This is a genomic window from Streptomyces sp. NPDC044002 (assembly GCF_056434525.1).
The window spans coordinates 1-8390 of the sequence record NZ_JBWKEZ010000133.1 but is presented as its reverse complement, the minus strand read 5'-3'; the positions used below and the strand labels follow the sequence as shown (position 1 = coordinate 8390).

Below are 8390 nucleotides of genomic sequence, written 5' to 3'. Positions count from 1 at the left end.
CCCGCCAGGCGCCGGCCGGCCTATCTAGCCTCGCCGGCGTTTGAGGCGCGGGGTCAGGGGCGGAGCCCCGGGGAACGGTGGAAGGGCGAGTAGGGGACGGCCCGCCGCAGGCGCCCCCGCACCCCGGCCCAACTCAGCCCCCGGGAGGAACAAGCGTGTTGTCCGAGCACCGCCCCGCAAGGTAATCCGCCACGTTCGAGACCGTCGCGTCGACGATCTGCCCCACCGCGTCCAGCGTGTAGTACGCCTGGTGGCTGGTCACGACCACGTTCGGGAAGGTGACCAGCCGGGCCAGGGTGTCGTCCTCGACCGCCTCCAGGGACCGGTCCGTGAAGAAGACCCCGGCCTCCGCCTCGTACACGTCCAGGCCCACCCCCGTGAACCGCCCCGCCCGCAGCTCCGCGACGAGGGCCTCCGTGTCGACCAGCCCGCCCCGGCTGGAGTTCACGAGGATCGCGTCGTCCCGCATCGCCTTCAGCGCGGCCGCGTCGACGATGTGGTGCGTGGACTCCAGCAGCGGCACGTGCAGGCTGATCAGGTCGGCGGAGGCGAACAACTCGTCCTTGTCCACGTACGCCATGCCCAGCTCCACGCACGCCGGGTTCGGCACGAGGTCCCAGCCCAGCAGCCGCATGCCGAAGCCGTGGGCGATCCGGGTGAACGCCTCGCCGATCTTGCCGGTGCCGAGGACCCCCGCCGTGCGGCCCCGCAGGTCGCGGCCCATCAGGCCGTTCAGGCGGAAGTCGAAGTCCCGGGTGCGGTTGGAGGCGCGGACGATGCGGCGGTTCACGGCCATGGCCAGGGTCCAGGCGAACTCCGCCACCGAGTAGGGGGAGTAGTACGAGACCCGGCTGACGGTCATCCGGAGCTGCCGGGCCACGTCCAGGTCGATGTTGTTGAAGCCGGTGGAGCGCTGCGCGATCATGCGGGTGCCGCCGGCGGCCAGGGTGCGCAGGACCCGCCCGTGCAGTTCCGCGTTGACGCTGGAGGAGACGACCTCGTACCCGGCGGCGATCGGCGCGGTGTCCTCGCCGAGGAAGACGTCGAGGCAGCGGACCTCGTGGTGGCCCTCGAACCGTTCCTCGAAGGCGCGCTCCAGGAGGGGCTTCTCGTCGGCGGTCACACCGAAGGCCAGGATCTCCACGCTCGCTCGCTCCCCACAGGTCGGTCGGCCACGGGTCGTATCGGTCGTTTCAGTCGTTTCGTCACGATACGACCCGTGGCCCGGCTCCGCAGGCCTCGGCTCCGGCGTCAGCGCACGCCTCAGCCGAAGAAGACCCCGACCTCCTCGTACAGCGCGGGGTCGACCGTCTTCAGCTTCGCGGTGGCCTCCGCGATCGGCACGCGGACGATGTCCGTCCCCTTCAGCGCGACCATCTTGCCGAAGTCGCCGTCCCGCACCGCGTCGATCGCGTGCAGTCCGAAGCGGGTGGCGAGCCAGCGGTCGAAGGCGCTCGGGGTGCCGCCGCGCTGGATGTGCCCGAGGACCGTCGTACGGGCCTCCTTGCCGGTCCGCGACTCGATCTCCTTGGCCAGCCACTCGCCCACGCCCGACAGCCGGACGTGTCCGAAGGAGTCGCGGGAGACCGCGTCCTTGAGGACCAGGTCGCCGTCCTTGGGCATGGCCCCTTCCGCCACCACCACGATGGGCGCGTAGCTGGCCTTGAAACGGGAGGTCACCCAGGCGCAGACCTGCTCCACGTCGAAGCGCTGCTCGGGGATGAGGATGACGTTGGCGCCGCCCGCCAGCCCCGAGTGCAGGGCGATCCAGCCGGCGTGCCGGCCCATGACCTCGACGACCAGGACCCGCATGTGGGACTCGGCCGTGGTGTGCAGCCGGTCGATGGCCTCGGTGGCGATGCCGACGGCGGTGTCGAAGCCGAAGGTGTAGTCGGTGGCCGAGAGGTCGTTGTCGATGGTCTTCGGCACGCCGACGCAGGGGACGCCGTACTCCTCGTAGAGCCGGGCGGCCACGCCGAGGGTGTCCTCGCCGCCGATCGCGACGAGCGCGTCGACCTCGAACTTGGCGAGGTTCTCCTTGATGGCCCGGACGCCGTTCTCCGTCTTGAACGGGTTGGTGCGCGAGGAGCCGAGGATGGTGCCGCCCCGGGGCAGGATGCCGCGGACGGCGGGGATGTCCAGCGGGACGGTGTCCCCCTCGATCGGCCCCCGCCAGCCGTCCTTGAAGCCGACGAACTGGTATCCGTACTCCTGCGTGCCCTTGCGGACGACGCCCCTGATCACCGCGTTGAGTCCGGGGCAGTCGCCGCCGCCGGTGAGCACTCCGACCTTCATGGAATCTCCCTTCGCCATGGCGGTCACGCTAGTGGTGACGCAGGTCACGGCAAGGGCCCCGGAAAGCCCAATTCCGGTGACGGCACGGGGCGTTGCGTACGCCCGTTCACTCGTACGGGGAGTCGGGGTGCAAGTAAGTACGACGTACGAACGGGTTACGCGTCGTCGAGCCCGCGCTCTATCGCGTACCGGACGAGCTCCACCCGGTTGTGCAGCTGGAGCTTGCCCAGGGTGTTCTGCACGTGGTTCTGGACCGTGCGGTGGGAGATCACCAGCCGCTCCGCGATCTGCTTGTACGACAGCCCCTTCGCCACCAGCCGCAGCACCTCGGTCTCCCGGTCGGTCAGCTGCGGGGCCTTCGGCACGTCGGGCGCGGCCGGCGCCGGGTCGGTGGCCAGCCGCCGGTACTCGCCGAGGACCAGCCCGGCCAGGCCCGGCGTGAACACCGGGTCGCCGGCCGCCGTGCGGCGGACCGCGTCGATCAGCTCCTGCGCCCCGGCCGACTTCAGCAGGTAGCCGGTCGCCCCGGACTTCACCGCCTCCAGGACGTCGGCGTGCTCACCGCTGGCCGACAGCACGAGCACCCGCAGCGCGGGATCGGCGCCGACCAGCTCCTTGCAGACCTGCACCCCGGGCATGCCCGGCAGGTTGAGGTCGAGCACCAGCACCCGGGGCGCCGCCGCGCGGGCCCGGCGTACCGCCTCCGGCCCGTCGCCGGCCGTGGCGACGACGTCGAAGCCCGCCGCGGCCAGGTCGCGGGCCACCGCGTCCCGCCACATCGGATGGTCGTCGACGACCATCACCTTGATGTCCTGGAGCTGGAGCTCGCTGCCGGCGTGCGCGTCGTTCACTGGGTCCTCCCCCTCGGTACTTTCAGTTCCACTTCGGTGCCCTGTCCGGGGACGGACACCAGCTCGGCGCTGCCGCCGAGGTCGCGCAGGCGCCCGCGGATGGACAGGGCCACGCCCATGCGCCCCTCGCCCTCCGCCTGGTCGAGCCGGCCGGCCGGGATGCCCGGGCCGTCGTCCCGTACGGTCACGATCACCTCGTCGCCCCAGTCCTCGACCAGGATCCAGGCGCTGGCACCCTCCCCGGCGTGCTTGCGCACGTTGTCCAGGGCCGCGCCGACCGCCGCCGCCAGCTCCCGCGCGGCGGGCGCCGGCAGCACCACCGGGGTGCCCGGCTCGGCGAAGCTCACCCGGGACCCGGCGTGCGGGGCCAGCAGCGACCGCAGGTCCAGCTCGGCCTCCTCCGCGCCGGGCTCCTCCACCTCGTACGTGTCCACCAGCGCGCCGAGCGACCCGTCGCGCGAGACCCGGGACGGCTGCACCAGCCCGCTGGACACCAGCGTGCGCAGCGCCACCTCCTGCTCCCCCGCCATCCGGCCCAGCTCGGCGGCCTCGCCGCCCAGCTCGGTGCCGCGCCGCTGGACCATGGCGAGGACCTGAAGGACCCCGTCGTGGATGTCGCGGGCGAGGCGCTCGCGCTCGCGGGTCGCGGCCTCGATCTCCAGGGCGCGGGCGAGGGTGGCCTCACTGGCCCGGGCGACCTCGACGACGTAGCCGATGGCGATGGAGGCCACCCAGACCAGCAGCACGTTGTGCAGGGTGTCGCGGGTGGGGTCGCCGCCGTGGATGACCAGGTTGGCGGCGGCCACGAAGGTCGAGGCGAAGCCCGCCCAGCGCCAGCCGCCCTTGAGGGCGAAGGCCAGGACCGAGCCGGCCGTCCAGATGCTGGGGAGGGTGGGGCCGCCCAACGTGATCCGCTCGTGGGTGTCGGCGAGCGGGGTCAGCAGGATGCCGGTCAGCGCGACGGCGAGGTCGGCGACGAGGAAGCCGTTGGTGCAGCTGGCCGCGTTCGCCACCCGGCGGTGGGTGGCCAGCGTCCAGACGGCGAGGAGGGCGAGGTAGCCCGCCGCCACCATCGGCTGGTCGAACTTGCGGTAGGCCGCGGCGAACAGCAGGGCCGCGTAGACCATGGTGAGCAGCCGGTATGCGGTCAGGGCCCGCCACAGCGGCTGCTCGACCGACATCCGTACGACGCGCTCGCGCTTCGCCATCTCCCCCACCCGCCCCGTTACCGGCGGGCCCGTCCTCCCGGCCCGCCGCGCGCGCTACTCCGCGCCCGTCTCTCCCTTGGCCTTCTCGGCCTCGGCCTTCTCCGCTTCGGCCTTCTCGGCCTTCTCGGCCTTGGCCGCCTTGTCGGCCGCCTTGCCGCTCTCCTTGGCCGCCTTCTCCGCGTCCGCGATCTGCCGCTTGGCGGCCGTCGCGTAGATGTCCACGTACTCCTGGCCGGAGAGCTTCATGATCTCGTACATGACCTCGTCGGTCACCGAGCGCAGGATGAAGCGGTCCCCGTCCATGCCCTGGTAGCGGCTGAAGTCCAGCGGCTTTCCGATCCGGATGCCCGGGCGCATCAGCTTCGGGACCACCTTGCCGGGCGGCTGGATCTTCTCGGTGTCGATCATCGCGACGGGAATCACGGGCGCGCCGGTGGCCAGCGCCACCCGGGCCAGACCGCCCGGCTTGCCGCGGTAGAGGCGGCCGTCGGGTGAACGCGTCCCCTCGGGGTAAATACCGAACAGCTCCCCGCGCTCGATGACCTCGATGCCGCTCTTGATGGCGGCCTCGCCCGCACCGCGCGCGCCGGAGCGGTCCACCGGGAGCTGGCCGACGCCCTTGAAGAAGGCCGCCGTCAGCTTGCCCTTGACCCCCGGGGAGGTGAAGTACTCCGCCTTCGCGATGAAGGTCACCTTCCGGTCCAGTACGGCCGGCAGGAAGAAGGAGTCGGAGAAGGACAGGTGGTTGCTCGCGAGGATCGCCGGCCCCTCGGCGGGAATGTTCTCGAGGCCCTCCACCCACGGCCTGAAGGCGAGCTTCAGGGAACCCCCGATGGAGAACTTCATTGCGCCGTAGATCAACTCGAAAGCCTTCCTGTGTCTGTCGAACAGACCATATCCCGTGGGCCCGCGCGGAGCGCCCGACGGCCCTGGTCGGTGTCATCCCGGTCGCGTACGGTGAAGTCACACAGCGCAACGCACCCCCCACCCTTCGAAGGAGACCCTGGTGCCCGTCCTCCCTGGAGCAGAGCCGTTCCGCCACGAGGGCGGAGAGGTGGGCGTACTCCTCTGCCACGGCTTCACCGGTTCGCCCCAGTCGCTCCGCCCCTGGGCCGAGTACCTGGCCGAGCGCGGGCTGACCGTCTCGCTCCCGCTGCTGCCCGGGCACGGGACGCGCTGGCAGGACATGCAGCTCACCGGCTGGGAGGACTGGTACGCGGAGGTCGACCGGGCGCTGCGCGAGCTGCTGGAGCAGTGCGAGCAGGTCTTCGTCTTCGGGCTCTCCATGGGCGGCGCGCTGACGCTGCGGCTGGCCGCCAAGCACGGTGACGCCATCAGCGGCATCGTCCTCGTCAACCCGGCCAACAAGGTGCACGACCCGCTGGCCGTCGCCCTTCCGGTGGTCAAGCACTTCATCCGGTCGACGCCGGGGATCGCCAGTGACATCGCCAAGCCCGGCTCGGCGGAGGTCGGCTACGACCGCGTCCCGACGAAGGCCGCGCACTCGCTGCGCAAGTTCTTCCAGCGCGTGGACACCGAGCTGCCGCAGGTCACGCAGCCCGTGCTGCTGCTCCACAGCCCCCAGGACCACGTGGTCCCGCCGGTCGACTCGGCCCGCATCCTGGCGCGCGTGTCCTCGACCGACGTCACCGAGACCCTGCTGGAACAGAGCTACCACGTGGCGACGTTGGACCATGACGCGGAGCGGATCTTCGCGGACAGCTATGCGTTCATCGGGCGGCTCGCGAAGAGTGTCGGCAGGGAGGGGGCGGCCAGCGGTGGCTGAGCACGAGGAGTCCTCCGGGGGCGTTCCCCCGCTGGACGAGGAAGCGGCATGGGCCGCGATCGTCGCCGGGTACGGACAGGAACCGCCGGACCCGCCGGGGGCGAGGCCGTTCCGGCCGATCGAGAACCTGATGCTGCCGGAAGAGGACGTCAAGCCCGAGCCGAAGGCCCCGACGGCCGACCCGGCTCCGGAGCCGAAGCCCGAGTCCGAGCCCACCCCGAAGCCGGAGCTGGGCAGCTCGATCACGTTCGCCCCGGGCGTCGGCGCACCGGCCCCGGGCCCGCGCGACCACACCCCGGCCGAGCCGGCGGACGAGGGCCACTTCGTCCCGCCGGAGCCGGAGCTGCCGGAGGCGGACACGACGGCGAAGTTCGCCTGGCTCGCGGTGGTCGGCGGACCGGTACTGCTGCTGCTGGCGGTGCTGTTCCAGTGGGACATGACGTGGTGGCTGACCACCCTGGGCATCGGCGGCTTCCTGGGCGGCTTCGCCACCCTGATCGCCCGCATGTCGGGCGGGGACGACGACGATGACGACGACCCGGGACGCGGCGCGGTGGTGTAGGGGTGGGTGCGGGGGGGGCGGTAGCCCCCCGGACCGCCTCAGAGCTGGTTGGGGGCTTCCCGTCAGTCCCATCGTCCTTCCGGTTCGGGTCGGTCCCTCAAGGGCGCTCCTTCGTCGCGTCGCTACGCGATCGCCTTCGGCCACCCTTGACCGACCGACCCGCCCCGGAAAGCCGAAAGACTGCCGGGAAACCCCCAAAGAAACGGCACGGTCCATCGTTGGAGGAGCGGGTCCCTCAGGGGTCAGGCGAGGGGTCGGGGGCCGGCTCGCCGGGCATCCGGGCCCCCACGAGTCGCGATTCCGGGCCAGGGGTGCGACTACCCGCACGAGAGGCCGATCAGAGCCCCCTCCAGACCACCCAAGCGCGCCGGATCGCTACGCGCTCCTCATGTCTCGGCGTCCGGCGACCGTCATGGGCTGATACCCGCACCAGAAGACGATCAGGGCAGCCCAGGAATCCGGCAGGCGCATCAGATCGCTACGCGCTCCTCCCGTTTCAGCGTCCGGCGGCCGTCTTGGGCGGGCGACAGCGATCTGCGTGGCAGCTCCCACTCGGCTGCGATGCTTGAATTGGGTGGTCGTTCCCGGTCTGGCAAGGAGAAGTGCTGTGCCCCTGGTATCTGTCGTGATGCCCGTTTACAACTCGGCGGCGACCCTCGGTGCGGCCGTCCGGTCGGTGCTCACCCAGACCCACGGCGACCTGGAGCTGCTGGTCACCGACGACCGGTCCACCGACAGCTCCATGGACCTCCTCACGGAGTTCGCCCGCCAGGACGAGCGCGTCCTGCCGGAGCGGGCGCCCGAGCAGGGCGGCGCCGGCCGGGCCCGCAACCGTGCGATCGAGCGGGCCCGCGGGGACTACATCGCCTTCCTCGACAGCGACGACATGTGGCTTCCGGAGAAGACCGAGAAGCAGCTCGCCTTCGCCGCTCAGGCCACCGCGCCGCTGACGTTCACCTCGTACTTCAAGATGGACGCCGACTACGACGGCGAGAGCACCGACTGGGTCCCCAACGGGCGCGTGGTCCGTGCCCGGGAGCACGTGGACTACCGCGCGATGCTGGTCCGCGACCACATCGGAGCCCTCACCGCCATGTACGACCGCAACGCCCTGGGCACGAGGCTGATGCCTGAGATGCGCAAGCGCCAGGACTACGCCCTCTGGCTTTCGATCATGCGGGACGGCGCCGACGCCCGGGGCCTGGCTGAGCCGCTCGCGGTGTACAGGGCCCACCAGGCGGGATCGCTGTCCTCCAACAAGCTCTCGCTCGTCCAGTACAACTGGTCGCTGTACCGCGAGCACGAGCACCTGTCGGTCCCACGGGCGACGCGGGCGCTGGCCGGTGCCGTGTGGCAGTCGGTGCGCAACTCCCGCATCTGACGGTCGCCCTTTGGCGCGGGTATCAGCCCAGGACGGCCGCCTGACGCTGAGAGATGAGGAGCGCGTAGCGATCTGCTGCGCCTGGGTGCTTCCCAGGGGGTTCTGATCAACCTCTCGTGCGGGTAGCCGCCTCCCCGGCCCGGGACCTCGACATCTGAGGGCCCGGATGCCCGGCGGGCCGGCCCCCGGCACCTCGCCTCGTCCCTGAGACGCCCGTCCCTTCTCCTCTGGACCGTGCCGTTTCTTTGGGGGTTTCCCGGCAGTCTTTCGGCTTTCCGGGGCGGGTCGGTCTGTCAAGGGTCGCCGA

8 protein-coding genes are annotated in these 8390 nt (G+C 71.4%); 3 read left to right on the top strand and 5 right to left on the bottom strand.

Annotated features, from left to right (window positions below):
* Window positions 1–133: 133 nt before the first annotated feature.
* The 5 genes from AC07A6_RS41040 to AC07A6_RS41020 form a co-directional block, all read right to left on the bottom strand.
* Complete coding sequence (locus AC07A6_RS41040) at window positions 134–1144, bottom strand: 2-hydroxyacid dehydrogenase (protein WP_362473176.1); 1011 nt, start codon at window positions 1142–1144, stop codon at window positions 134–136.
* Window positions 1145–1263: 119 nt separating this feature from the next.
* Window positions 1264–2295 carry a 6-phosphofructokinase gene (locus tag AC07A6_RS41035; protein WP_478780504.1) on the bottom strand — a complete coding sequence of 344 codons (1032 nt, stop codon included), beginning with the start codon at window positions 2293–2295 and terminating at the stop codon, window positions 1264–1266.
* A gap of 155 nt (window positions 2296–2450) precedes the next feature.
* On the bottom strand, window positions 2451–3095 hold the full coding sequence (locus tag AC07A6_RS41030) for a response regulator (RefSeq protein ID WP_042803204.1): 645 nt from the start codon (window positions 3093–3095) through the stop codon (window positions 2451–2453).
* Between the two features lie 47 nt (window positions 3096–3142).
* Complete coding sequence (macS, locus tag AC07A6_RS41025) at window positions 3143–4354, bottom strand: MacS family sensor histidine kinase (RefSeq protein ID WP_478780502.1); 1212 nt, start codon at window positions 4352–4354, stop codon at window positions 3143–3145.
* A 54-nt stretch (window positions 4355–4408) separates the two neighbouring features.
* Complete coding sequence (locus AC07A6_RS41020) at window positions 4409–5200, bottom strand: lysophospholipid acyltransferase family protein (protein WP_478780503.1); 792 nt, start codon at window positions 5198–5200, stop codon at window positions 4409–4411.
* A gap of 160 nt (window positions 5201–5360) precedes the next feature.
* Here AC07A6_RS41020 and AC07A6_RS41015 point away from each other — a divergent pair, with 160 nt between their 5' ends.
* The 3 genes from AC07A6_RS41015 (at window position 5361) to AC07A6_RS41005 (ending at window position 8083) form a co-directional block, all read left to right on the top strand.
* Window positions 5361–6140, top strand: a complete 780-nt coding sequence (locus tag AC07A6_RS41015) for an alpha/beta hydrolase (RefSeq protein ID WP_362473170.1) — start codon at window positions 5361–5363, stop codon at window positions 6138–6140.
* A complete protein-coding gene (locus AC07A6_RS41010; protein ID WP_478780501.1) occupies window positions 6133–6702 on the top strand; it encodes a hypothetical protein in 570 nt (189 codons plus the stop codon). The genes AC07A6_RS41015 and AC07A6_RS41010 overlap by 8 nt, the downstream gene beginning before the upstream one ends.
* Window positions 6703–7309: 607 nt before the next feature.
* The gene (locus AC07A6_RS41005; protein WP_478780500.1) at window positions 7310–8083 is read left to right on the top strand and encodes a glycosyltransferase family 2 protein; all 774 of its coding nucleotides are present in this window, start codon (window positions 7310–7312) and stop codon (window positions 8081–8083) included.
* Window positions 8084–8390 lie beyond the last annotated feature (307 nt).

Bases quoted from the DNA above. Each gene is read 5' to 3' on its own strand.
- macS (WP_478780502.1), bottom strand. From the start codon at position 4,354: ATGGCGAAGCGCGAGCGCGTCGTACGGATGTCGGTCGAGCAGCCGCTG.
- AC07A6_RS41020 (WP_478780503.1), bottom strand. From the start codon at position 5,200: ATGAAGTTCTCCATCGGGGGTTCCCTGAAGCTCGCCTTCAGGCCGTGG.
- AC07A6_RS41035 (WP_478780504.1), bottom strand. From the start codon at position 2,295: ATGAAGGTCGGAGTGCTCACCGGCGGCGGCGACTGCCCCGGACTCAAC.
- AC07A6_RS41030 (WP_042803204.1), bottom strand. From the start codon at position 3,095: ATGGTCGTCGACGACCATCCGATGTGGCGGGACGCGGTGGCCCGCGAC.